Consider the following 26,491-nt stretch of genomic DNA (forward strand, 5'->3'; position numbering starts at 1 on the left):
CGCTCTCAGATAAGACTCTAAATCTCCTCAGCCTATAATTCTGTAATAAAATTACAGAATTATTCTTTACTAGCTCATTTTTTTATTTCTATGCGTGAAATAAATGAGCAAGCGTGATGAAAATCACCTTTTCCTAATTTCGGTTTTTTTATTTAACCCATAACGTGACACAGATCACCATGAGAACAATAAATATCTTTCTAGATTTGTGACTCTACGCATTTTATATTTCTTGACATTTAGCATTTTAACTGACTGAAAAGAAATTACAGGCACTTAATGTGATCTCAATCACTACAACTATATTTCAGGACCATTTGCAGCGTGATGAGCATCACAAAAAACCCGTTCAGAGGTAATCCAAAATTTGGTGTGCTAAGTTGAAAGTGTCTTAAGCAAACAACAACACGACTTTTACCAGAAGTCGTTCACACATAAATTTCGCAGAACATCGAACGGGGTACTTATATGTTATCACCAGAAGCGAAGGTTAAGGTACAAAATTTCGGCCGTTTCCTTTCAAATATGGTAATGCCTAACATCGGCGCATTCATTGCGTGGGGTTTCATTACTGCACTATTCATTCCAACTGGTTGGTTGCCAAACGAAACTCTGGCAAGCATGGTTGGTCCTATGATCAAATATCTGCTGCCAGTACTTATCGGTTACACCGGTGGTAAAATGGTTGGTGGCGACCGCGGTGCTGTAGTGGGTGCTGTAACCACTATGGGTGTTATCGTTGGTACTGACATCCCAATGTTTATGGGTGCAATGATTGTTGGTCCTCTTGGTGGTCTTGCAATCAAGAAATTTGACGCTGCAATTCACGGTAAAGTGAAGTCAGGCTTCGAAATGCTGGTTAACAACTTCTCTGCCGGTATCATCGGTATGATCATGGCAATCCTTGCTTATGTTGTTGTTGGTCCTGCAGTTAAAGTACTGTCTGATGCTCTTGCAGCAGGCGTAAACGTACTGGTTGACACTGGCGTACTTCCTCTGACTTCTATTTTCGTAGAGCCAGCGAAGATCCTGTTCCTGAACAACGCAATCAACCACGGTATTTTCTCTCCACTGGGTATCCAGCAGTCTGAAGAAGTTGGTCGTTCTATCTTCTTCCTGATTGAAGCTAACCCAGGTCCTGGTCTTGGTCTTCTACTTGCTTACATGGCATTTGGTAAAGGCTCTGCTAAACAGTCTGCAGCTGGTGCATCTATCATCCACTTCCTGGGTGGTATCCACGAAATTTACTTCCCATACGTACTGATGAACCCACGTCTAATCCTTGCTGTAATGGCGGGTGGTATGACTGGTGTTGCTGTAAACGTAATGTTTGACTCTGGTCTGGTTTCTCCAGCATCTCCAGGTTCAATCTTTGCAGTACTACTGATGACTCCTAAAGCTGCATTCGTAGGCGTAATCCTGTCAGTAATCGCATCTGCTGCTGTATCTTTCTTCGTGGCTTCGTTCCTGATGAAAACTCAGAAGCAAACTGACGATGAAGAGTCTCTGGAAGCGGCACAAAACCAGATGTCTGACATGAAAGCTTCTTCTAAAGGCGCAGTTGCTGAAGCAGACGTAAACATGGCTGAAGTTCGCAAGATCATCGTAGCATGTGACGCTGGTATGGGTTCAAGTGCAATGGGTGCTGGTCTTCTTCGCAAGAAAGTTGAAGCGGCTAACCTGAACATTGAAGTAACTAACCTGGCAATCAACAACCTGCCTGGCGATGTAGACATCGTTGTTACTCACCAGGACCTGACTGACCGTGCACGTAAGCACGCAGCACAAGCTAAGCACCTGTCTCTGTCTAACTTCCTTGATGGTGACCTGTACGACCGACTAGTTGCAGAACTGGTAGCAGCTCAGCAAGGTGGCGCAGCACAACCAGCAGCAGCTCCTGCACAAGAAGCTCCTGCAGCAGCGGAAGAAGAGAAAACTCTTAAGCTGACTAAAGACAATATCATCCTTGGTATGAAAGCTTCATCTAAAGAAGAAGCTATCAAGTTTGCTGGTGAAAAACTGGTTGAACTTGGCAATGTAGCACCAGAGTACGTAGCCGGCATGATGGCTCGTGAAGAACTGGTATCTACTTACCTGGGCGAATCAATCGCGGTACCACACGGTACTATCGAAGCTAAGCAGTATGTTAAGAAAACCGGCATCGTGTTCTGCCAGTACCCAGAGGGTATCCAGTGGGGCGAAGATGAAGATGATAAAGCTATCATGGTTATCGGCATCGCTGCACAAGGTGATGAACACATTCAAGTTATCACCGCTATCACAAATTCACTTGATGACGACGAAGCTGTTGAGTGTTTGAAGACAACAACTGATCCGGAAGATGTTCTTCGAATCCTTAACGCGTAACTAAAGCTTTGGAGTCAGCGCTCCTAAAAAGTGAACTTTAGGCCGGTTCTAACCGACCGGCCTCTTTTTTCGAATTTCTCACACTTTTCTCTGGAAAACATATTATGAAAGCATTGCATTTTGGTGCCGGCAACATTGGCCGTGGATTCATCGGTAAGCTACTAGCAGATGCAGGAATTGAAGTTACATTTGCTGATGTAAACGAAGCAGTTGTAAACGGACTAATCGAAAGAAACGAATATCCGGTAAAAGTTGTAGGTGCAGATTGCGTAGTAGAAAAAGTAACGGGTGTTACTGCAATCAACTCAATGGATCCTAAGCTGGCAGACTTCGTCTCTGAAGTAGACATGATCACAACAGCGGTTGGTCCTACTGTTCTTAAGATCATTGCGAAAACTCTGGCAGAAGGCCTTGAAAAGCGTATCGCTGCAGGCATCACTACTCCACTGAACATCATCGCTTGTGAAAACATGGTTCGTGGTACGACTCAGCTTAAAGAAGCGGTATTTGAACTGCTGTCTGACGAAGCAAAAGCGAAAGTTGAAGAACTAGTTGGTTTTGTAGACTCAGCGGTTGACCGTATCGTACCACCGGCAGAAGCAGGTGAAACTGACCCGCTGGCTGTTACTGTTGAAACCTTCAGCGAGTGGATCGTAGACCAGACTCAGTTCAAGGGCGAAATCCCGGACATCGCAGGTATGGAATGTACTGACAACCTGATGGCGTTTGTTGAGCGTAAGCTGTTCACTCTGAACACTGGTCACTGTGTGACTGCTTACCTTGGTAACATCGCAGGTCAGAACACTATCCGTGAAGCTATCGAAGACGACGCTATCCGCAGCGAAGTTAAGAAAGCGATGGAAGAGAGTGGCGAAGTGCTGATCAACCGTTACGGTTTTGAGCGCGAAAAACACGCAGCTTACATCGAAAAAATCCTTGGCCGTTTCGCAAACCCTTACCTGGTTGACGAAGTTGACCGTGTAGGCCGCCAGCCTATCCGTAAGCTTGGCGCTGCTGACCGTCTGATCAAGCCTCTGCTTGGCACTATCGAGTACAGCACTGCTAACGATACTCTGCTTAAGGGTGTGGCTGCGGCTCTGAAATACACCAACGCTGATGATCCTCAGGCAGTTGAACTGCAAGACTCTCTTGCAAACGCTGGCGTAAAAGCAACTCTGGCTAAGTACACAGGTCTTGCAGAAGACTGTGCTGAAGTAGCTAAAGTTGAAGCGCTTTACAGCGAGCTTTAATACCAAGTCGCTCAGGAGGGGTTGTCCAGTCCCCTCTTGGGCGCACCTTTCTCTTCCCACTGCCTATCCGGGTGCATACTCATGAACAAGATATTCAGCGAATCAGAAGTCATTGAAAAGCTAAATACAGCGAGAACCGTGCGAGGTTTCTTTGTCGCTGCTGTAGAGGCGATAAATGACTCTGTCGATGCGCTTACCCAGCGTGTATTTCGCAAAGATGACATTGCCCAGCAGACCGCAGTAAAGCCCCTTCTGAATGAATTTGGTCCTTTAGGCACCCTGAAGGTACGCCTCAAGCTATTATTTGGTATTGGTATTCTTCCTGAAGATATTTATCACGATATCGAAGATATTGTGGAATTTAAAAACCGGTTAAATCAGGATGCCCAGGAATATGATTTTACCGATAACAAGGTAATTAACTCGCTTAAGAGTTTAAGACTAATAAACAGAGCCGGTGTCATTCCACTGGAGCTATTTGAAAACAGAGCAGAAGAAGACACGATCACCCAGCAAAGAAAGCTGGATATCATCAAATCAGGCCTGTCTCTGGCAATTGTTGATATCTGCGTACAACTCAATAAGTACAGAAGTCCTAAAGCTCTGTAAGCTGCTATACGCTCTCATTCCTTCACTCCCGAGTACAATCCATACCGAAACCCGAGGGTCCCCCCTCCTCATAGCCCCATAGCCCTAACTCTTATACACAAATATTAAAGTGACCAGAGAACGGTTCTCCCCCTTGAGTGAAAAAGCCTAACTGGTTGATAAAGCTAATAGAAGGGGGAGTTAGAGGGGGTTGGTTATGCCATGCATAGGTAAACCACCAATACTTAAACCCATGAGAAACAACCCCTCCCAGCCTCCCCTTCGATGTTACTTCTTCGAAAATCCGGCCTTTCGAGGCTAAGGGGAGGAGCATTCTTTGGATCCTTAAACTTGTGTAAAAGAGTCAGCCTCATAGCCCCATAGCCCATGACCAATTTACAACCCCAAATCCAAACCAGGATCGCTATATTATTCACGACATCTTCAGCCCAGATATGTATTCCCACGCTGGAGCATGGGAACAAGAAATCTGGGTGCCAAATAAACATATATAGGAATGTGACTCATCGCACACAAAGTTCTAAATGTCAGAAAGTTACATTTTAACCACTGATATTTTTAAAGGATTAATTTCATCCCATGAATTAAATAAACAAAGGTGACAAAGATCCCACTTTATAATTATCGGAATTTTTTATAGGACAATAACGTGAACTACATCACTACAAATTCAAACCCAATCGAATCAAAACCGTGACATGACGCATTTTATTTTTATTGACAAATAAAAATAATTTAAAATGAAAGAGAATTACAAGCAGTTATCGTGACTATGATCACTCAAAAATTAATCTAAACCGATTTTAATTGTGACAACGCTCACTAAAACCCCGCTCAGAAGCATTTCGAAATATGTTGTGTTAAGTTGGTTGTGTCTTAAGCAAACAACGAACGGTTTTTACCAGAAACTGTTCACACACATAAATAACGTAATAACATCGAACGGGGTACTTATATGTTATCACCAGACGCGAAGGTTAAGGTACAGAACTTTGGCCGTTTCCTTTCTAACATGGTAATGCCAAACATTGGCGCATTCATTGCGTGGGGTTTCATTACTGCACTATTCATTCCAACTGGCTGGCTACCAAACGAATCGCTGGCAGCTATGGTTGGCCCAATGATCAAATATCTGCTTCCAGTACTTATCGGTTACACCGGTGGTAAAATGGTTGGCGGTGACCGCGGTGCTGTAGTGGGTGCTGTAACCACTATGGGTGTTATCGTTGGTACTGACATCCCAATGTTCATGGGTGCTATGATTGTTGGTCCTCTTGGTGGTCTTGCAATTAAGAAATTTGACGAAGCAATTCACGGCAAGGTGAAGTCAGGCTTCGAAATGCTGGTTAACAACTTCTCTGCCGGTATCATCGGTATGATCATGGCAATCCTTGCTTATGTAGTTGTTGGTCCTGCGGTTAAAGTACTGTCTGACGCACTAGCAAGTGGCGTAAACGTTCTTGTTGACACTGGCATACTTCCTTTAACTTCTATTTTTGTAGAGCCAGCGAAGATCCTGTTCCTGAACAACGCAATCAACCACGGTATCTTCTCTCCACTGGGTATCCAGCAGTCTGAAGAAGTTGGTCGCTCTATCTTCTTCCTGATTGAAGCTAACCCAGGTCCTGGTCTTGGCCTTCTACTTGCTTACATGGCATTTGGTAAAGGCTCTGCTAAACAGTCTGCAGCTGGTGCTTCTATCATCCACTTCCTGGGCGGTATTCACGAAATTTACTTCCCATACGTACTGATGAACCCACGTCTTGTTCTTGCAATGATTGCAGGTGGTGCGACTGGTGTTGCTGTAAACGTAATGTTTGATTCTGGTCTGGTTTCTCCAGCATCTCCGGGCTCAATCTTCGCAGTACTACTAATGACTCCTAAGGCAGCGTTCGTAGGTGTAATTCTGTCGGTAATCGCTTCTTGTGCAGTATCTTTCTTCGTAGCATCTTTCCTACTGAAGACTCAGAAGCAAACAGACGACGAAGAGTCTCTGGAAGCAGCACAAAGCCAGATGAACGACATGAAAGCAACTTCTAAAGGCGCTCCTGCAGCAGCAAACGTAAACATGGCTAACGTACGCAAAATCATCGTAGCCTGTGACGCTGGTATGGGTTCAAGTGCAATGGGTGCAGGCCTTCTTCGCAAGAAAGTAGAAGCAGCTAACCTGGATATCGAAGTAACTAACCTGGCAATCAACAATCTTCCGGGTGATGTAGATATCGTAGTAACACACAAAGACCTGACTGACCGTGCTCGCAACCACGCTGAAAATGCTAAGCATATCTCGCTGTCAAACTTCTTAGACAACGCGCTATATGACAACCTGGTTAGTGAGCTGGTAACAGCGAAGCAAGGTGCATAAGAGTTCACAACGTGTTGATACTACAGTGCCTGTTTAAAGCGGATTTAATCCAGGGGGCTAACTTTAAATACCTGTAGTATCTACCAGTGAAACTAGAGGCCGGTCATCCGACCGGCCTTTTTTCAGCTTAACCTCTTATTCACATTGCATTTCAATCAGATTCAGTAAGTTAACAAAATTTATCCGTACACTGAGGTATAGCCCTAAAAGCTAGCATAATCACTCACTAATATCCGAAAGTAGTTGATTGTGTAATAAATGTAGCTATCATCACAGGTGCAACAAGCTTTAAAGTACTAATACCCGAATATTTTATGTCAGAAACTATCAGCGAATCAGAAATCATTGAAAGACTTAACGCAGCGCCTACTGTAAGAGGTTTTTTTATTGCAGCAGTCGAAGTGTTTAATGAGTCTATCGATGCATTAATGCAGAGAGTTTTCCGTAAAGACGATTTCGCGGTACAGTCTGTTGTCGGTCCTCTTCTCCACGATTCCGGCCCGTTGGGCAACCTTTCTGTCAGACTCAAGCTACTATTTGGACTGGGGGTTCTCGCTGACGATGTTTATCACGACATCGAAGACATCATCAAGCTTAAAAATACGCTGAATCAGGATGCCAACGAATACGACTTCACTGATCCAAGCGTGCTAAACCCGCTGAAAAAGCTAAGACTGGTGAATCAGATGGGTATTTCTCATCTTGAGACGCTGGAACCTGACGACGATACTGACATGGAGTTCTTCGAGCTTCAGGTACAGAGGCAGCGACAAATCATTAAATCAGGTCTGTCACTGGCGATCGTAGATATTTGCAGTCAGTTAGATAAAGACAGTCCGCTTTAATACGCACCGCCTTAGCCAGGTTATACAAAATCCTTCAAATCAGACAAGTTATAGCGCAGCGAGTCATAAACGACATATGATGCTGTTACTGTCGGTTTCTCAGACTTCACAACAACAGGCTCACCTTTAAATCCAGCATCTGTTAGCTTTGCACATAACTGAGCCGGAGCTTTGTCAAACACGACATTCATAAAAGGCAGTGCTGAATCCGGAATGATCCCTTCACAATTAAAGGTTTCAATCGCTTCAGAAAAACTGTCTGTGTCTGTCAGCTCTATTATTTGTACAATTTCTTCTAACTTCATCATGCGCTTCAGGCTCTTGTTTATCCGTAAAAACTCGCAACAAGATACCATAAAGATATCCTCTCTATACAAACAAAATGTTTCAGCCTGTATCGATAAGCCCATAAAAAAGCAAACCGCCTTGAAGGCGGTTTTTGCATTGCTATTTATGACACAACTTATGTTAGTGAGAACACCAGGCACATAATTGTAAAAGCAAATAGGCTGATGCGTTCAAGTAAACCAAAACCTGGTTGTTCTATCATTACCGGCTTCATAGTCTTTCTCCTTAGATATCGTTTGTATATACATAATATATTCATTCGATATCTTATGCAATTACAAATTCACAATCCGAAGAGAAAAAAGATTTTAGTTATAGAGTCTTAGTCAATTTTAAATTTTCAGCTCAAAAATAGCCAAATTCCGACGCCCATCATCAGGGTTCCGGAAATACGATTCATCAAACGTACATTTTTTGAATGCCCAAGCACTCTTTTTAGCCCTTTTCCTCCGGTCGCGTACAGGGTCATGCAGACAAACTCTGAGATCATTATGATTCCAACCAACAGAATTAGCTGAGTAGTAATTGGCTTACTGTGATCGATAAATGGCGGCAATAAGGAGATCATAAATGCCCATCCCTTCGGGTTTGCTATTGCGGTCACAAAGCCCTGAATAACCAGCTCCCACTGCGTTCCCGCTTCCTGCTGTATGTTGTCGTCACTGATGGCCAGCTTGCCTCTGGAAAGCCACATCTGCACGCCCAGATAAAACAGGTAGCTCGCCCCTATCACTTTAAAAGCAACAAATAACCAGGGGTAGTTAAGCATGATGGCCGCAATACCCAAAACAGCCGCTATGGCAACCAAGGCCACGCCAACCACTTCGCCCGCCATCATCCATAAGGTTCTTTTATAGCCGACACTCATACCCAGACTCAGGGCCAGAGTCATACACATACCCGGAGTAATAGAGACAAAGAAAAAGGTGGGGATAAACATACTCAGAAGCGCCGGGTTCATTGGTAATCCTTGCAAAAACAAACATTCTTATACCGATAACTTACCGCGAATTATGCGGCAAATCTATATTTGTGATTGAGTTCAAACAAGAAAAAGATGAAATAAGGTTTTACGAGTAATACATGGATTTGGATAAGTTCAACAATAGGTCTTACTAACAGAAATTTATTAGGACAAATTAATCAAATAGAACAACCAAAATTATATAAAACCATGTACTTAGACCTGTACTACACTAAAAGTGCAACAAAGAAACATGGAGGTAATATTATGAGTTACAAACATATATTAGTTGCTCTGGATCCTTCAGAAAATACCAAGTTGTTAATCGAAAAGGCGGTGATGATAGCTAAGGCAACCGATGCTGAATTATCCATGCTCTGCGCCGATGAAGTATACAGACTCGATCATTACAATATGGTTGGTCTGACTCCAGCCCGGGCTAAGATTGATAAAGAAGAAGCTACCGACCTTGTTGAAAAGATGGAAGCACTGGCTGAAATCGCTGATTACCCAATCAAAAATGTTCTGGTTGGCGATAAAAGTATTAGCGAAGAGATCGAAAAAGCGATCAAAGAAGAAGGTGTGGATTTAGTGGTATGTTGTCATCACCATGACTTCTGGCACTCACTGTTTTCAACCGCAGCTGATTTAATGAAATCTGTGGATGTGGATCTGTTTGTGGTTTCGCTTAAGTAGTTTTACTACTTTATTAAAACGCAAAAAAAGAGATGTCTTACGACATCTCTTTTTATTTCTTTCAAACTTTAGCTGTTAATTAAGCTTCAGCTGCTGCTGCTTTCGCGTCTTTGCTCATCAGTTTCAGGCCGATAGTGATTGCCATAGAAACTGCGATACCGATTACGAAGTATGTTAGCCATGTTAGTGGCTGGCTGATTACTGGTAGCATGAATACCGCACCACCTGCAACCGTACCGATTGTAATCTTTGAAGAAAGAATCAGGCCTGATGCAACACCACCACCAATCATGTGAGCCGGGATGATACGCATTGGGTCTTTAACAGCGTAAGGGATTGCACCTTCAGTGATACCACAGAAGCCCAGGATTGCTGTTGAAGGACCTGCCAGGCGGTCTTCCTCGTCGAAGAAGCGCTTGAATAGGAATGCCATGATACCTAGAGACATACCTGGGATACATTTCGCTGCAGTAAATGCTGCGTAGAAGATAGATGCATCACCGTCGAAGCTACCACTTGTACCCACACCGATACAGAACATGTAAGCCGCTTTGTTTACCGGACCACCCATGTCGAAACATGCCATTGCACCAAGGATGAAGCCAAGAATCAGAAGGTTACCAGTACCCATTGATGTTAGCCAGCTAACAAGACCAGAGTTCAGCTCAGCGAAGATTTTACCAGGGCCAGCGTACATGAAGATTAGAGTCAGCACACCTGCAAGTAGCGGAGTGATGATAATCATCTTAACCGATTCCAGTACTGCCGGTACCTTAATCTGACGAACAAGCATTACGAACATCGCTGCTGCTGCACCAGCTACTAGGCCACCAAGGAAACCACCGGTCATGATAGAAATCTTACCGAAGCCGCCACCAACTGCAACGTAACCACCTACGAAACCTGGAGCAAGACCTGGCTTACCAACCATACCGTAAGCTGTAAATGCCGCCAGCACACAGATTAGTAGTGGGTTAAATGCTTTCAGCGTACTGTAGTACAGGAAGTGTACGATACCCTGGAAAGAGCCTTCGAACTGCGCTTTTGCTTCAGGTTGAGCAATTGCAGCGTAAACTTCTTTCTTAATCGCACCGATCTCGCTGTTCTTCAGACCTTCAGCAGCATTCAGAATGCCAAGGTCAGCGTATGTTTTGCCAGTGTATTCAACCAGGATGCCTTCATCATAAAGGTGGGTATAATCGTAACCGAAGAATAGGTTTAGTAGACCTACACAAAGACCACCGATTATTACAAGAGGAATGATGTGCGATACGCCTGATAGTGCGCCTTTGTACCAATCTTTCAGGAACTTCATAACGATGTTGTCGTTGCTGCCTTCTTCAGCTGCTTCCTGGAAGCCGCCAGTTGAAGCTTTAGGAGCTGCGCCGCCAGCTTTAACTTTAGCTTCAAGCGCATCCATCATTTCGTCAGCTTGCTTGATACCGTCTTTTACTTTGCCCTGAACAGATGGCAGACTTTCAAAACGTTCAATCTCAGCAACACCTACGTCAGTTGCAAAAATGATACCGTCAGCCGCTGCTACGTCTTGTGCTGTGATACGATCATCAATACCGTTAGCACCTTGTTTTTCTACCTTGATTTCCCAGCCACGTGCTTTGGCTTTGTTCTCAAGGTTCTTTGCTGCCATGTACGTATGGGCAACGCCCGCAGTACATGCTGTAATAGCTAAGATTTTCATGTTCTGATCCTTTGTTTCGTCTCTATAAACCTGAGATTAAGTAATCTCGTTTAAAGTTCTATGAGCAACCAGTGAATCACTCAATGACTATATAATTACTCAATTTGTTCTATTGTTCCGTGATAATCGTCACATTCGACTCTTTTTTGTATTGGATAGGTATTAAGTGTGACGAGCACAACATTAATACAAGTTTATTGCAGTGTTGTTTTCACTACATACAGCCACAAAATGAGATCACGATCACAACAAGGCGGTATGAAGGGCCTCATTTATGATTAGTTGATCTGAAAACCAATAAGACAAAAAATACAAATTAGAGACAAGTTGAATTGACTTTTAAGAGTCCAAAAGAATAAGAAGGCATAAACTGGGCGTTATTGGTATCTAGTAATACAAATAGGTCCTAACAAATTTATGCCCATAAAAAATCAGAGCTTTTGATTTTTCAATAGGTTAATGGCGCGCTTTGCAGAGACAAAGGCAAATTTATCCAAATCGATATCATTCAGGCTAACCCAAAGAACATCGGCAACATCATCGGCAGGCATTAAATCCGGCTTATTATCAAGCTCAACGACATAAAAGGCATCAAGTGTTTTGTATTCAACATCCTTATACAAATAGGTATTGGGATTGGATGCGACATAGCGGGGGTTAGACACTGTATAGTGAAGCTCTTCTTCAAGCTCCCTGATTACCGCTTGCTCCAAAGATTCGTCCGGATCAACAAATCCGCCCGGCAGATCCCACATTCCCAGGCCAGGCTCCCGCCCGCGAATGGCAACCAGCAGTTCATCACCGCAGATAAGCGCCACCATCACCGCCGCAGCGGTATTCTGAAACAGGGTAAAATCGCACTTATTACATACAAATTGTCTGGTCGGTAAAAAATTGGTCTGCAGAGCCTTAGCTCCGCATGAAGGACAGTATTCCATCGCTATACCTTATGCTTAATTAAGATTATTGATTAGTTCCAGCTCAGTACCCGCACTTCATTACCCTGTTGTGGCTTTTCAGGAATATTAAGGGAAAGAAGAAGAGAAACTGCGGCCATTAAAGTGCCAAGCAGGAAAACCGCTGACGGTGATATCAGCCAGATAAGGCCAAAGCTTACCGGGATAACAACAGCGGCAATATGGTTGATAGTAAATGAAACGCCGGCAGTTGAGGCCATGTCCGCCGGGTCGGCAATCTTCTGGAAATAGGTTTTTATTGCCAGAGCCAGGGCAAAAAACAGATGGTCAACAACATAAAGCGCGGCTGCCCATTCAGCCGTACTGACAAATGCATATCCGGTAAATACAATTCCAAGGCCAATGTATTCCACGATCAGAGCCTTACGCTCTCCATACTTACCTATCATACGGCCAATCTTTTTGGCAAACAGCCAGTTAAACCCATAGTTGATCAGAAACAGCAAAGAAATATCAGCGGCCGAGTACTGAAATTTTTCTACCATCAAAAAACCGGCAAATACAGTGAAGATCTGCCTGCGGGCACCGCTCATAAAAGTCAGTGCGTAGTAAAGCCAGTAGCGCTTGCGCAATACCAGCTTTTTCGTCTGTGGCGTATGAGACTCAAAAGATGGAAAGTTGACAGCAATAAACAGAATAAGCAAAAGCGACGCTCCGCCAGTGATCATATAGATCCAGATATAATCGAGCTGTAACTGTTCAAGAAGCAGCCATAAACCTGCATAGGTGCACAGGGACGCAAAAGCACCAACGGAAATCAGCTTGCCTAACATCTCAGGCGCCTCTTCCTTACTCAGCCACTGCAAAGAGAGCGACTGCTTCAGGGTTTCAAAATAGTGAAACCCGGTGGACATAAGCAATGTGGTGCAAAGCAAGCCTCCGACTGACGGGAAAAAGCCGGTAATAGCCGTACCAACGGCAAGCATCGCCAGTGAAAGCAGGATAAATCGCTGCTCACGAATAAACAGCAATACAAATACCACGCTAAAAGCAAGAAACCCCGGGATTTCCCGGACACTTTGCAGCAGGCCGATATCAGCCCCGGTAAAACCTGCCTTCTCAACAACAAAGTTATTTAGCAACGCCTGCCAGCTGGAGAAAGAGATTGTCACCACAACAGATATCAGAATAAGGAAGAGCTGAGGAGTCTGCCATGAGGATTTATTAGCGGAGGTATTCACTGGTATCTCGATATTAAGTCATTGTTTAAGTGCAGGATAGCATACCGCTAATTTAATATTCACTAAACCTTGCTGTCACAATGAAGTTATACCAATACCAGTAATTAGCTAAAGCTCTGAGAATCTTCCGAGACAAACTCGATTCCCAAAGCGGCTGAATTGCCTGATATCAAATAATGAATCTCTTTCAGAGACTCAGCATAAGGGGAGCGGTAGATATAGCCAGAATGCAGGCAGAACACAACCCATTTTGCCCCGGCCTCTGTTCCGCCCGACACCTGTTGCCTCATAATATCCAGCATTGTCAGAACATTCAGAATTTGTGTTTCAAACAAGTTATTTGAACAACCAGTAACGAGTACCTTGCGTACCTGAGTGATTAAGTTAACAACCCGGATCATGTCAGCATTGTTCATTCGCAACTGCTCGATAATATCATCGAACAACTCCTCAATAGTATAATGCCGGGTTCTGTTCCATTTTAGCTTGATGGCATCCATCTCACGCATTGATGCTGCAATAAAGCAGCGGAAGGTATTTCCAACGTAATCATTAAAATGGGGGGAATAGTTAATCAGAGTGTTATTTAATTCAGAAAAATCGTAACTTGCCGTCGAGGCTGAAAAATCAAGAGTAACAACCTTGGAACGTCCCTCATTTTCACGGGCAATAAACTCAGACAGCTGATCACTGTCAGGAGTGAAAAAACCCTGTTCGCTGATATCTGTTTTTGAGGGAAATAGCCTCAGACGTCGCTTACTGAATTGAATCATACCCATCCTTGCAAATTAAAGAACAACGGAAAGTCCTGAGAGTTGAATCTCACAGACCTTTCCGCAGTTTACAAAGCATGAGTAAAAAGTAGAGTCCTAACTCTAAGAAGTAAAGAACAGAACTGAGAATTAATTGCAAATTTCCAGTTTAACGTCATTTCCTTCAAGTAGATCACAGATTTCTGCCGAAGGTTTCACATCGGTGAAGAAAACGGTTGCTTCTTTGACATTACCAAGCTCAATGGACCCTTTAGGGACATATTTAGTTGAGTCCAGCGCAACAAATACGTTTCTTGCCGACTTCATCACTTCCTGAGCAATCGCTGTTTCATTCAAGTCATACTCAAGCAGAGTACCATCCACATCCATAGAGCCGGCACTGGTGATCATATAGTCAAAGCGGAAATTTTTAATAAATTCCAGCGCTTCGGTTCCGACAATACCACCATTTTTCGCCCGCACTTTACCGCTTGGGATCAGCACATCGAAGCTTTTGTTGGTATGAAGCACATTTGCCACTCTCAGAGAGTTGGTTATCACCTGTATGTTGTTTTTCTTCAACAGATGACTGGCAATGATTTCCGTTGTTGTACCTATGGTAAGGAATATCGTTGAGTTATCGGGGATCATCTGAGTAATACGCTCACCAATGGCGTTTTTCTCTTCTGTTTCAGATACCTTACGAATCTCGTAATCAAGGTTAACTGTACTGGAAGGAGAGCTGGCTCCGCCATGATGGCGAACCAGCAATCTTTCATCGCTAAGCTTTTTGATATCCCGTCTGATGGTTTGTGTTGAAACTTCTAAGATTTCAGCCAATTCCTCGACGGTACAGTAACCTTTATCAATAACTAACTGTAGTAATTTGTCTTGTCTTGGATTAGTCATGATAACCTTTGTCTATTAACTTGCCATATCGGCTTCCACAGTACTCCGCTCAGGAATACCTTCACGTCCGCCTCGTTGTGTACATTTCAGTGCTGCAACTGTGTTAGAAAATATAACTGCCTGACGAGTTTCCATCTGCTCTGCAACCGCAACAGCAAGCGCTCCATGGAATACATCGCCCGCACCAGTCGTATCTACAACATCTACAACCTTACCTTCCTGATGCTTTAACTCACCATTCTCAAGCCAGTAGCACCCTTTTGCCCCGACAGTAACATAAACTTTGCCTTTTGTCTTTTTCTGAGCAATTTTTAACCCTTCAATCGGATCCTCTGTTTCGGCGAATTTTGCCAGTCCAGGCTCAGAAAATGCAATATGATCAGCAAGTTTTACTAAGTCTTCTATCGGATCGGGACAAATGTCAGCATCCAGCACTGAAGGAATAGAATACTTTTTCGCCTGCTCAAGCGCGTATTTGGCACCTTCCGGCCATCTTACATCACAAAGGATGGTTTCGTATGTTGAGAAATCGACAGCTTCAAGCGGTTTTACGTCTCTGCTCAAAGACTTATCCTGATAGTTGATGATCATACGCTCACCTTCATCATCCACCAGAATTGCTGAGAACGCTGAAGTTGCTTCAGGAATGCGTACCATGTTTTCTACGCCAACACCGTAACCAGACAGCTCTTTCAGCATTGTGTCAGCCACTGAGTCTCCGCCGACACGGCCGATAAAGTCAACCTGCTTGCCCATTTTTGCGACGGCAACAGCTGCTGTCGCTGCAGGGCCACCACCAACCTCAAAGTAATCCGTCGCTACATATTTACCACCAGTCGTTGGTAGTGCTTGTACACGCTGAATTCTATCTAATACTGTAATTCCAAGACACGCGATTGCCATTTGATTAATTCTCTTCTCTGTTTGGGTACGTAGGGATGTTGCCATTATATGAAAAAACAGCATTTTCGTTGAGACGATAATCACAAAACGACATCAAATGAACATAAAACAACATTTTGTGACATTGGTTACGGTTGTTTTTTGTGAAAACGTTATATTTGTCACCATTATCTCAATGCAAAATACGCAAATAAGGAAGAACACATGTCAACTATCGGTTTTATTGGTCTTGGTCAAATGGGTAGCGCAATGGCGGCTAACCTAATCAAGGACGGTCACTCTCTTAAAGTTTTTGATATCAATGAAGCAGCAGTAAAGACGCTTGTTGACCAGGGTGCAGCAGCGGCAGCTTCTCCTGCAGAAGCAGCAAACGGTTCTGAGTTTATCGTAACTATGCTACCAAATGGTGCGCTGGTTCGCGGTGTTGTGTTCGGTGAGAACAGCATCACAAGCACAATGAGCAAAGATGCGCTTCTGATCGATATGTCTACTATCCACCCGCTTGAAACAGATGCACTGGTTAAAGATATGGCAGACGCTGGTTTTGAAATGATGGAAGCACCGGTTGGCCGTACTTCTGATCACGCAGTACGCGGCGAGCTTCTTATCATGGCTGGCGGTACTAAAGAGCAGATCGCGAAAGCTCAGCCTCTGTTTGACAGCATGGGTAACGAAACTGTGGATTGTGGCGGCCAGGGTAAAGGTATCCGTGTAAAAGTGATCAACAACTACATGAGTATCGCTCTGAACGCACTTTCTGCGGAAGCAGCAACTCTGGCTGAAGCGATTGGCCTGGACTTTGATGCAGCAATGAAAGTAATGAGCGGCACACCAGCAGGTAAAGGCCACTTCACGACTACATGGCCTGGCAAAGTACTTGCGGGCAACCTTGATCCTGCATTTATGATTGACCTTGCACACAAAGACCTTGGCATCGCACTGGATCTGGCTAACCAGGTACACGTTCCAATGCCTTGTGGCGCAGCTTCTCGTGAGCTTTACAGCATCGCTAAAGCAGCAGGTCGTGGCCGTCAGGACTGGACTGCAGTTCTTGAGCAGCTTCGTGTGACTTCTGGTCTTGAACCAAAAATCAAATAACTGAACAAGAATCTGGTGGAACAAACGTGGAATTAACTATTACCCCATGGGGCAGTGTGGAAGGTCAGGACAAGCCTGTTCAGCTGTTTACCCTGAAAAATAAAAACGGCATGAAAGTGTCAGTAACCAACTACGGCTGCATAGTAACCTCCATCGAAACACCGGATCGCAAGGGCGAGCTGGCGGATGTGGTTCTTGGTTACGAAAACCTTGATAAATATCTGGCAGGTCACCCTTTCTTTGGTGCGATTGCAGGGCGTTATGCCAACCGCATCAAAGATGGTAAGTACTCACTTGACGGAATTCAGTATCAGCTGGAAACCAACGAACCACCAACGGTTCAGCACCTTCATGGCGGAACCAAAGGCTTCGATAAGTACGTTTGGGATTACTCAGTTGAAGAGAACGAATCCGGTATCTTCGTTCACTTTAACCGTGTTTCTCCAGACGGCGAATCCGGCTATGGCGGCACCATGAATGTGATGCACACTGTAGGTCTGGATGAGTCCAACCAACTGCATTACAACTTTAAGGCAACCACAGACAAGCCAACCGTAGTGAACCTGGTAAACCACAGTTACTACAATCTGGCCGGTCATGATTCAGGTTCAGTAGAAGGCCACCAGCTTAAACTGTTTTGTGACTACTACACTCCGGTAACCGAAAAATCGATTCCTACCGGTGAGATCCTTTCAGTGAAAGGCAGCGGTATGGATTTCACTTCCCCGGCCATTATCGGTGAAAACAAGCTGAATATTCCGGAAGACGGCTTCGACCATAACTTTATCCTGCACAAACGCGACACCGAAGGTGAGTACGCATTTGCCGCAGAGGTGTATGAGCCAGAGTCAGGCCGTGTTATGACAGTACTGACCACCCAGCCTGGGGTTCAGTTCTACAGCGGATTTAAACTTTCCAACAAACCATGGTTTGGCCGTAACGGCTTTAAGTATGAATCATGGGGCGGAATGTGTCTGGAAACCCAGCACTTCCCGGACAGCCCGAACCAGGCTCACTTCCCTACTACCCGCCTGAATCCGGGCGAGGTGTTTGAGGAGAAGACGATTCACCGGTTTGGTGTGAAGTAATAAGTAATTTCTTTGGCTTCAGTTTGCAGACAGAGCCAATTGGGTTCTCCCCCTTTTTCAAGGGGGAGTTAGAGGGGGTTAAGTCCTCTGAAGCTAGCAAGCTTCCTGAAACCTTTAAGATTTGTGGAATTAACCCCTCCCAACCTCCCCTTCAAAAGGGGAGGAGCTAACAGCACAAGCGCTCCACCGGGCGCTTTTTTAAGCATTAAAAACGGACATTAGATGTGCCCTAACGCTCAAAAATGTCCATTTCTGACCATTAATGTCAGAAAGTGATACATAATTAACAGAATTGAAAGCTACCGACTGGTAATTTGTGTAGCAACAAACATTAACGAGGAACAATTTCATGAAGTGGATTAATACCCGATCCCATAACTCTTGGTTGGAAACTGAAACTGATCGAATCTTTGAATTTGGCAGAAACGCTGTTGTGCCAAACGGATTTGGTTGGATTGGCAATAACGGTAACGTTCGTGAAGAGATGGGCACACGCCTTTGGATCACAGCTCGTATGCTGCACTGTTACTCTCTGGCTGCTCTGATGGGTCGTCCGGGTGCAATGGATTTAGTTGAGCACGGTATTGCTGCACTTGAAGGTCCTCTGAAAGACAAAACTCACGGCGGCTGGTTCGCTACTATCGACAACGAAGGCGAAGGCATCATGGATGAGTCCAAGCAGGGCTACCAGCATGCATTCGCTCTACTTGGCGCAGCAAGTGCTGTAACAACAGGCCACCCTCGTGCAAAAGCACTGCTTGAAGAAGCCATCAGCGTTTACGAAGAGCACTTCTGGGTTGAAGAGAAGCAGATGTGTTACGAGTCGTGGGACCGTGCATGGACTGAGACCGAAGACTACCGTGGCGGTAACATGGCAATGCACTCTGTTGAAGCATTCCTTATCGTTTACGATGTAACCGGTGACAAGAAGTGGCTGGATCGCGCACTTAACATCACTGAGTTCATGATCAACAAGACTGCAAAAGGTCTGAGCTACCGTGTAAACGAGCACTTCGATGCAGACTGGAATCCACTACCAGACTACAACAAAGAGACACCAGCAAGCCACTTCCGTGCATACGGCGGTACTCCTGGTCACTGGATCGAGTGGGGTCGCCTGATCTGTCACCTGCGCGCAACACTGCTTAAAATTGGTGCTGAAGCGCCGAGCTGGATGCTGGAAGATGCAATCGGTCTGTTTGACGCAACGGTTCGCGATGCATGGCACGTAGATGGCGCACCTGGCTTTGTTTACTCTGTAGACTGGGACGGCAAGCCGGTTGTACGTGAGCGTATCCGCTGGGCTCCGGTTGAAGCACTGGGTACGGCTTATGCTCTGTACACAGTAACAGGTAACAAGAAGTACGAAGACTGGTACCGCACATGGTGGGATTACTGCCGTACTTACCTGATGGATTATGAAGGTTGCTCATGGTGGCAGGAACTGGACGTAAACAACCAGGCTGGCACAAGCGTTGTTTGGGATGGTAAGCAGGATATCTACCACCTGATGCACTGTCTTGTTATTCCACGTCTGCCTCTGACTCCGGGTCTGGCACCAGCACTTGCTGAAGGCCTGCTGGATCAGGACATGAAATAACCCTGAAAATCAGCACCTTAACTCGTTCCCACGCTCCGGCGTGGGAACGCATACCGCCCTCCAAGCCTTCCCCTCCTCATTACCCCATAACCCCATTACCCCATAACCCCATAACCCCATAGCCTATTCCACCGATCTACGACCACAACATCCAAACCAGGATCGCTAAATTTTCCTCGATATCTTTAGCTCTGGTCTGTATTCCCACGCCGGAGCATGGGAACAAGGCGATCGTTAGCCCAACATCGGGTAACTGAGTATGGAAACGAGAATAACTCGCAATATGTCCGATTTATTACTCAAACTTTACAAAAAAGCCCCTCGCCAACTAAAAACGCTCAAAACAACCCGCTTTTTTCCCTTGAAAGATGTGCCCCAACGCTCAAAAATGTCCATTTCTGATTCTTTATGTCAAAAAATGATACATAACTAACAGAATTGCATCCCGTTGACTGGTAATTTTGCCTTAACGAAACAAATGAATAACAGAGGAATTCAACAATGCCTTACGTATCTGGTAAGAAAATGATTCAGGAAGCATGGGAAAACGGTTATGCAATCGGTGCTTTCACTGCTCACAACCTGGAAACCATCAAAGCAGTACTTCTTGCAGCTCAGGAAGAACAGTCTCCATTCATGCTACAGATTGGCCAAAAGGCTATTAACGAAATGGGCATGGGTCCACTACGCGCTGCTGTTGACTCTCTTATCAAACACCACAACATCACTGTTCCGGTTTGTATTCACCTTGACCACAGCCGTAAGTTCGAACAGTGCATGGAAGCTGCAACTCGTGACTTCCAGTCACTGATGTTTGATGGCTCTGCACTTCCGTTTGAAGAGAACATCCGCATCACTAAAGCTGTTGTTGATGTAGCTGATGCACTTGGCCTTGGCGCTGAAGGTGAAATCGGTAAGATCGGCGGTACTGAAGATGACATCACAGTTGATGAAAAAGACGCGATGATCACAACAGTTGAAGAAGCACTGGACTTCTCTGAGCGCACTGGCGTTCACTACCTTGCTGTTTCTATCGGTACGGCTCACGGCGTTTACAAAACCACTCCAGAGCTTAAGTTTGACCGTCTGAGCGAAATCAAAGAAGCGGTTAAGAAACCAATCGTACTGCACGGTGGTTCAGGTGTTCCTGATGATCAGGTTGTTGAAGCTGTTAAGCGCGGCGTTGCAAAAATCAACGTTGATACAGAGCTTCGTCAGGGCTTTATCGCAGGTGTTAAATCTTACTGGGCAGAGAAGCCTGAAGACGTAATCCTGGCTGATGCAAACAACTCTGGTATCGCTTCAATGATGGAAGTTGTTAAACACAAAATCCGCCTGTTTGGTTCAAACGGCAAAGCTTAATGTCATTTATGTGACATAAACCCTACAAAAAACGACACATTGTCAACGACTGTGAAAAGGTTCAAAGAACAGAACGGTCAACTGAGTTATCAATGTCATTCAGTAGACAATGTGTTGTTTAAACGACTTAATCGATAATAATTATTTTGGTGATTCTATGCTAAAAGCAATAGAAAGAGCATTAAACACAATCAATGCGCCAATCGCTCGCTGGACTGCAAATATTGCAGGTTTCTTCCTGCTGGTGATGACAGTGATTGTAATCGTCCAGGTAGCATTTCGATACCTTCTGAACACACCACTTGGCTGGACGGACGAATCATCACGCTTTCTGATGATCTACATGACATACCTCTGTCTGCCAATTATCTATCTTGAAGATAGAAACATTGCAATGACTTTTGTTACCGACAAACTTAAGAACACTCGCATATTTGAGGCTCTTATGGTCTTTGCACACATTGCAAGTTTAGCCCTGTTCGCAATCTGGATTTACTTTGGTTACTCATTCTTCCAAACCGGTTCAGTAATGGCTGACAGTCTGCCAATCCCGATGTACGCAATCTACATCATTCCACCGGTAATGCTGGCGATCTCTTGCTCGTTTGCACTACAGAAGCTGGCAGGTTCGCTACACAAACTTATCCATTTCAATCAAGAGCAGGCTGAAGTAGCTGCTCCAGCGGCGAAGTAGAGGTTTTATCATGGTTTCTCCTATTTTCGTTCTCTACTTTATGGCATTCCTGCTTCTTGGTGTGCCTGTACTATTCGCACTGGGCCTGGCTCCGATCATTACCTTCTTCCAGAATGATCAAGTGCTGTTTATCAACATGCTATACCAGCGTCTGTACTCTGGTCTGGACAACTTCCTGCTACTGGCTCTGCCATTCTTTATGCTGGCAGGTGAAGCGATGTCAAGCGGTGGTATCACACCTCGTATTATCGCCTTTGCACAGGCACGCGTTCAGCACCTTCGTGGTGGTCTGGGTCACGTGGTAATCCTGACGTCTACTCTGTTCGGTGCACTGACAGGTTCTGCGGTAGCGGCAACTTCAGCTATCGGTAACATGCTGTTGCCTGAGATGAAGAAGTACAAGTACGACACAAGTTACTCTGCGGCACTGACAGCGGCTGCGACTATCATAGGTAACATCATTCCGCCATCTGGTCTGATGCTGCTATACGCATTCGTAATGAACACCTCGGTTGCAGCGATGTTTATCGCAGGTATCGTACCTGGTCTTATTTTCTGCCTGGGTCTGATGCTGGTTAACCGTATACAAATTCGTAAATACCCTGATGTTCAGCCTCTGCCTCGCGCAAATAAGCTGGAGCGACGTCAAAGCCTTAAGCTGGCGATTCTGCCACTGCTTACTCCGGTTATCATCCTGGGTGGTATCTACGGCGGTATCTTTACTCCGACAGAAGCGGCAGCGGTTGCCGTTGCTTACGCAATCTTCCTGTCTGTATATGTGATTAAAGTAACTAACCTGAAAGCAACCTACGTACTCTTTACTAAGGTAGCAGTCAACGCCGCAGCGGTACTTATCATTGTTGCAGCAGCAAGTGGCTTTGCTTCGGCAATCAGCTTCTCAGGCATCTCGAACATGGTGAACGACTTCTTCGCTGGAATCACTAATGATCCACTGATGCTGTTCTTTATCATCAACGTGTTCTTATTCATTGTTGGCATGTTCCTGGATGCGGGTCCTGCAATCCTGATCTTCGCTCCAATTATCGCGCCAATTATGATTAACGCAGGCGTCGACCCGGTTCACTTCGGTGTGATCATGTGTATCAACCTGTCAATCGGTCTGGCGACACCACCAATGGGGCTGGTACTGTTCGTGGCATCAGGCGTATCCGGTATGCCGCTACAAAAAATTTCGAAGGCGATCATTCCATTCATCATTATTGAATTCCTGATCATCTTCTTAATATCGTTCTTCCCTGATTTGGTTATTGGTCTGCCTAAAGCACTAGGCGTAATGCAATAATCAATTGAAATAAATCGTGAAACTTAAAACAAGATCCTATAAGGAACATAACATGAAAAAAACACTACTTGGATTAGCTACAACAGCAATTTTAGCTTCTGGCGCTGCAAACGCTGCTGACTTTAAACTGACTGTGCCACACGTATCTAATCTGGAAAGCTACAACCACCAGTCTCTACTAGTATTCAAGAACTACGTTGAATCTCGTTCAAACGGTGCGATTGAAGTAGATATCTACCCATCTGGTCAGCTATGTAGCAATGCTAAAGAGTGTCTTGCTGGTATTCAGGCTGGTATGTTCGACTACTTCCAGACGACTATCGCTGAGCTGGCTAACTACTGGCAGCCAATCGGTGCATTCGACCTGCCATACGTACTGCCAAATGACCGTGTTGCAGAGTGTGTATACGACAATGAAGAGTTCCTGGGTGATGTACGTGAGAACATTCTTAAGAAAGCACCTAACTCACGTCTGATGATGGTATCTAACTCTGGTGGCTGGCGTAACATTGCAACGACTAAGAAGCAGGTTAAAGCTCCTGGTGACGTTGAAGGTCTGAAACTACGTACTGTACCTGCTAAAATCCAGCAGGAACTGGTTAAGCAGCTAGGCGGTTCTCCAACTCCTATCTCATGGCCTGAAGTATACACAGCGCTATCAACTGGTGTTGTAGATGGTACTAAGAACGGTATCGTTGATATCGTACAGAACAAGTTCCATGAGTCTCTGGACTACATCGTACTTGATGGTCACGCATACATGGGTGGTGCATGGGTATTCAACAACATGAAGTTCAAGTCAATGCCTGACGAACTGAAGCAAGTTGTTGTAGACGGTATCGATGCTCAGAACCAGTACCTGCGTTCTTATCCTAAGCACCGTGAGTACACAGCTTACGAAGAGTTTAAGAAAGCTAACGGTAAGATCTACAACCCAACAGCGGCTGAAAAAGCTGAATTCCAGAAAGCTGCAGCGCCAGTACGTGACTACTTCCTGGCTAACTCTGGTTCAACTGGTAAAGAGTGGCTTGACCGCTTCCAGAACGAAATCAAGACTTGTGAAGCTAAAATTGACGCTGACTACAAAGTACAGTTCAAGTAATAGGCTAACAAGCTAAGCTCCTCCCCTTTTTGGGGAGGCTGCCCACCTTATCCCAGGCAGGCAGCAACCTCGTTCCCACGCTCTGCGTGGGAATGCATACGGGGTGAACAAACCGGTAAATATGCAGTATACAAAATGCCTCATTACCACGCGGAGCGTGGGAACGAGTTTTTTTTAACTAAACAAACTGAATTAATTTATTTGTAGTTTTTTAATTTAAATAGAAATTAAAAATAAGCTAATTCAAAAATATATATTCTCTGAAAATATAAGTCTTATTAATTTTCTGAGAATATAGTCCCCTATATAACTGGAGTTATTTCGATGAACGTATCTTATGACAACAATTCATTGACTATTAAACATAAAGAAAGAATTGTATTTACACATACTGAAGAAAACCCGGCACTATTTTTAGGTGTTGGTGATGCAAACTACGATATGTATCGTGGTAACTTCAAAATTACTGATTACGTAACAGAACGTCTGCCAATGCGTAAGTTCTCTGTTGAAGAAGTTGACGGTAAAACTGTTGTTACTTTCAAGTTCGACGGCGAGCCTGCAATTGCAATGGCAGTGAGCGAAACAGCTGAAGGCCGTCTGAAGGCAGAATTCGACGCGATTGATAAGAAATTCAACCGTTTCTGGATGCGCATTACAGCAACAGAAGAAGAGAAAGTATACGGCTGTGGTGAACAGCTGACTTACTTCAACCTGCGTGGCAAAAACTTCCCGCTATGGTCTTCTGAACCAGGTGTTGGCCGTAACAAGAACAGCTATGTGACCTTCCTTGCGGACACTAAAGACAAAGCAGGCGGTGACTACTACAACACCAACTACCCTCAGCCAACTTTCGTTTCTGACAAGAAGTACTTCTGTCACCTTGAAACTACAGCGTACGCTGACTTCGATTTCACCAACGCTGATTTCCACGAGCTACAGGCATGGAACATTCCTGAATACCTGCTTCTTGACGCAGAAGAGTCTTTCCCTGCGCTGGTTAAGAACATCACTGACGTATTTGGCCGTCAGCCAGAACTTCCGGACTGGGTTCTGAACGGTGTGATCTTGGGTATCCAGGGCGGTACTGAAATCACTATCGACAAAGTAAACCGCGCGAAAGAAGCTGGCGTTGAGGTTGCAGGTGCATGGTGTCAGGACTGGCAGGGCATCAAGATGACTTCATTCGGTAAGCGTCTTCAGTGGGACTGGCAGTGGAACAAAGAGCTGTACCCTGGCCTTGATACTAAGATCCATGAACTGAAAGAAGAAGGCGTTCGCTTCCTGGGTTACATCAACCCATACGTACTGGAAGATTTCCCTCTGTACAAAGAAGCAGAAGCACAAGGCTTCCTGGCAACCAAAGAAGACGGCTCTAAGTACGTTGTAGACTTTGGTGAGTTCTACTGTGGTGTGGTTGACTTCACGAACCCGGATGCGTGCGAATGGTACAAAGGCGTTATTAAGAAGAACATGATCGAATTCGGCCTTGACGGCTGGATGGGTGACTTCGGTGAATACCTGCCAACAGACTGTTCACTAAGCAACGGTGTTAGCGCTGAAATCGAACACAACAAATGGCCTTACCGCTGGGCGAAAGTACAGCACGAAGCAATTGAAGAAGCGGGTAAGACTGACGACATTCTATTCTTTATGCGCGCCGGCGGCACAGGCATCCAGGGATACTGTCATACGTTATGGGGAGGCGACCAACTGGTAGACTGGTGCATCGATGACGGTCTGGCTTCTGTTATTCCGGCTGCGCTTTCTTCCGGCCTGATGGGTAACGGTATCCACCACTCTGATATCGGTGGTTACACAACTCTGCACGGCTGCAAGCGTGAAAAAGAACTGTTCCAGCGCTGGGCTGAAATGGCGGCATTTACGCCTATCATGCGTAGCCACGAAGGTAACCGTCCTGGCGACAACCACCAGTTCGACACAGACGATGAGACTCTAGCGCATCTGGCTCGTATGACTAAGATCTTTAAGCATCTTAAGCCATACATCAAAGCAGCTGTAAAAGAGAACTCAGAAGTGGGTATGCCGGTTCAGCGTCCTCTGTTTATGCACTACGAGGACGACACTGAAGCATACGAAATCAAGTTCCAGTACCTGTTTGGCCGCGACATCATGGTTGCACCTGTATACAACAAAGGTCAGGAAGTTCAGAAGCTGTATCTTCCAGAGGATGAGTGGGTACACGTATGGACTGGCGAAACCTTCACTGGCGGTTGGATAGAAGTTGACGCACCTGTTGGTAAACCAGCGGTATTCTACCGTAAAGCTTCAGAGCAGGTTGAACTTCTGAGCAAGATCGGCGAATTCTAATAAACATAATTCATGTTATGCTTACCCTGGCCCTCATTATGAGGGCCT

General features: G+C 45.0%; 21 protein-coding genes and 1 pseudogene. 14 read left to right on the forward strand and 8 right to left on the reverse strand.

Going from position 1 to position 26,491, the window contains the following annotated elements; genetic code table 11:
• Window positions 1–468: 468 nt before the first annotated feature.
• From L3Q72_RS18325 to L3Q72_RS18345, 5 genes and pseudogenes are all read left to right on the forward strand, one after another.
• Window positions 469–2,367 (forward strand): PTS mannitol transporter subunit IICBA, encoded by a 1,899-nt coding sequence (locus L3Q72_RS18325; protein WP_275133602.1) that lies wholly within the window; start codon window positions 469–471, stop codon window positions 2,365–2,367.
• 104 nt (window positions 2,368–2,471) lie between these two features.
• The gene (locus L3Q72_RS18330) at window positions 2,472–3,617 is read left to right on the forward strand and encodes a mannitol-1-phosphate 5-dehydrogenase (protein WP_275133603.1); all 1,146 of its coding nucleotides are present in this window, start codon (window positions 2,472–2,474) and stop codon (window positions 3,615–3,617) included.
• An 81-nt stretch (window positions 3,618–3,698) separates the two neighbouring features.
• Window positions 3,699–4,226 carry an MltR family transcriptional regulator gene (locus L3Q72_RS18335; RefSeq protein WP_275133604.1) on the forward strand — a complete coding sequence of 176 codons (528 nt, stop codon included), beginning with the start codon at window positions 3,699–3,701 and terminating at the stop codon, window positions 4,224–4,226.
• Window positions 4,227–5,181: 955 nt separating this feature from the next.
• Window positions 5,182–6,585 (forward strand): annotated as a pseudogene (locus tag L3Q72_RS18340) (PTS mannitol transporter subunit IICBA); the annotation flags it as partial.
• A 320-nt stretch (window positions 6,586–6,905) separates the two neighbouring features.
• A complete protein-coding gene (locus L3Q72_RS18345; protein ID WP_275133605.1) occupies window positions 6,906–7,436 on the forward strand; it encodes an MltR family transcriptional regulator in 531 nt (176 codons plus the stop codon).
• A gap of 20 nt (window positions 7,437–7,456) precedes the next feature.
• Here L3Q72_RS18345 and L3Q72_RS18350 read toward each other — a convergent pair whose 3' ends face one another.
• The gene (locus tag L3Q72_RS18350) at window positions 7,457–7,744 is read right to left on the reverse strand and encodes a hypothetical protein (protein ID WP_275133606.1); all 288 of its coding nucleotides are present in this window, start codon (window positions 7,742–7,744) and stop codon (window positions 7,457–7,459) included.
• 380 nt (window positions 7,745–8,124) lie between these two features.
• Window positions 8,125–8,745 (reverse strand): LysE family translocator, encoded by a 621-nt coding sequence (locus tag L3Q72_RS18355; protein ID WP_275133607.1) that lies wholly within the window; start codon window positions 8,743–8,745, stop codon window positions 8,125–8,127.
• Window positions 8,746–9,015: 270 nt separating this feature from the next.
• On the opposite strand from L3Q72_RS18355, the gene L3Q72_RS18360 reads away from it, so the two are divergent.
• The gene (locus L3Q72_RS18360; protein WP_275133608.1) at window positions 9,016–9,444 is read left to right on the forward strand and encodes a universal stress protein; all 429 of its coding nucleotides are present in this window, start codon (window positions 9,016–9,018) and stop codon (window positions 9,442–9,444) included.
• A gap of 79 nt (window positions 9,445–9,523) precedes the next feature.
• Here the strand turns inward: L3Q72_RS18360 and L3Q72_RS18365 are convergent, their stop codons facing one another.
• From L3Q72_RS18365 to L3Q72_RS18390, 6 genes are all read right to left on the reverse strand, one after another.
• Window positions 9,524–11,143, reverse strand: coding sequence for a fructose-specific PTS transporter subunit EIIC (locus tag L3Q72_RS18365; RefSeq protein ID WP_275133609.1), 1,620 nt, complete (start codon window positions 11,141–11,143; stop codon window positions 9,524–9,526).
• A 431-nt stretch (window positions 11,144–11,574) separates the two neighbouring features.
• Complete coding sequence (locus L3Q72_RS18370) at window positions 11,575–12,081, reverse strand: NUDIX domain-containing protein (RefSeq protein ID WP_275133610.1); 507 nt, start codon at window positions 12,079–12,081, stop codon at window positions 11,575–11,577.
• A 32-nt stretch (window positions 12,082–12,113) separates the two neighbouring features.
• A complete protein-coding gene (locus L3Q72_RS18375; protein WP_275133611.1) occupies window positions 12,114–13,301 on the reverse strand; it encodes an MFS transporter in 1,188 nt (395 codons plus the stop codon).
• Window positions 13,302–13,405: 104 nt separating this feature from the next.
• Window positions 13,406–14,074 (reverse strand): hypothetical protein, encoded by a 669-nt coding sequence (locus L3Q72_RS18380; RefSeq protein WP_275133612.1) that lies wholly within the window; start codon window positions 14,072–14,074, stop codon window positions 13,406–13,408.
• A 129-nt stretch (window positions 14,075–14,203) separates the two neighbouring features.
• A complete protein-coding gene (locus tag L3Q72_RS18385) occupies window positions 14,204–14,962 on the reverse strand; it encodes a DeoR/GlpR family DNA-binding transcription regulator (protein ID WP_275133613.1) in 759 nt (252 codons plus the stop codon).
• Between the two features lie 15 nt (window positions 14,963–14,977).
• The gene (locus L3Q72_RS18390; protein ID WP_275133614.1) at window positions 14,978–15,865 is read right to left on the reverse strand and encodes a PfkB family carbohydrate kinase; all 888 of its coding nucleotides are present in this window, start codon (window positions 15,863–15,865) and stop codon (window positions 14,978–14,980) included.
• Window positions 15,866–16,069: 204 nt separating this feature from the next.
• On the opposite strand from L3Q72_RS18390, the gene yihU reads away from it, so the two are divergent.
• The 8 genes from yihU (at window position 16,070) to L3Q72_RS18430 (ending at window position 26,443) form a co-directional block, all read left to right on the forward strand.
• Window positions 16,070–16,963, forward strand: a complete 894-nt coding sequence (gene yihU / locus L3Q72_RS18395; protein ID WP_275133615.1) for a sulfolactaldehyde 3-reductase — start codon at window positions 16,070–16,072, stop codon at window positions 16,961–16,963.
• A gap of 26 nt (window positions 16,964–16,989) precedes the next feature.
• Complete coding sequence (locus tag L3Q72_RS18400; RefSeq protein ID WP_275133616.1) at window positions 16,990–18,051, forward strand: aldose epimerase family protein; 1,062 nt, start codon at window positions 16,990–16,992, stop codon at window positions 18,049–18,051.
• Between the two features lie 349 nt (window positions 18,052–18,400).
• On the forward strand, window positions 18,401–19,651 hold the full coding sequence (locus tag L3Q72_RS18405; RefSeq protein WP_275133617.1) for an AGE family epimerase/isomerase: 1,251 nt from the start codon (window positions 18,401–18,403) through the stop codon (window positions 19,649–19,651).
• A gap of 501 nt (window positions 19,652–20,152) precedes the next feature.
• Window positions 20,153–21,013 (forward strand): class II fructose-bisphosphate aldolase, encoded by an 861-nt coding sequence (locus tag L3Q72_RS18410; RefSeq protein ID WP_275133618.1) that lies wholly within the window; start codon window positions 20,153–20,155, stop codon window positions 21,011–21,013.
• Between the two features lie 157 nt (window positions 21,014–21,170).
• Window positions 21,171–21,707: a TRAP transporter small permease gene (locus L3Q72_RS18415; protein ID WP_275133619.1), complete on the forward strand. Its 537-nt coding sequence runs from the start codon at window positions 21,171–21,173 to the stop codon at window positions 21,705–21,707.
• 10 nt (window positions 21,708–21,717) lie between these two features.
• On the forward strand, window positions 21,718–23,010 hold the full coding sequence (locus L3Q72_RS18420; protein ID WP_275133620.1) for a TRAP transporter large permease: 1,293 nt from the start codon (window positions 21,718–21,720) through the stop codon (window positions 23,008–23,010).
• A 52-nt stretch (window positions 23,011–23,062) separates the two neighbouring features.
• Window positions 23,063–24,112: a TRAP transporter substrate-binding protein DctP gene (dctP, locus tag L3Q72_RS18425; protein ID WP_275133621.1), complete on the forward strand. Its 1,050-nt coding sequence runs from the start codon at window positions 23,063–23,065 to the stop codon at window positions 24,110–24,112.
• A 324-nt stretch (window positions 24,113–24,436) separates the two neighbouring features.
• Window positions 24,437–26,443, forward strand: a complete 2,007-nt coding sequence (locus L3Q72_RS18430; protein ID WP_275133622.1) for an alpha-glucosidase — start codon at window positions 24,437–24,439, stop codon at window positions 26,441–26,443.
• Window positions 26,444–26,491: the final 48 nt, after the last annotated feature.

The organism is Vibrio sp. JC009, assembly GCF_029016485.1.
GTDB lineage: Bacteria > Pseudomonadota > Gammaproteobacteria > Enterobacterales > Vibrionaceae > Vibrio.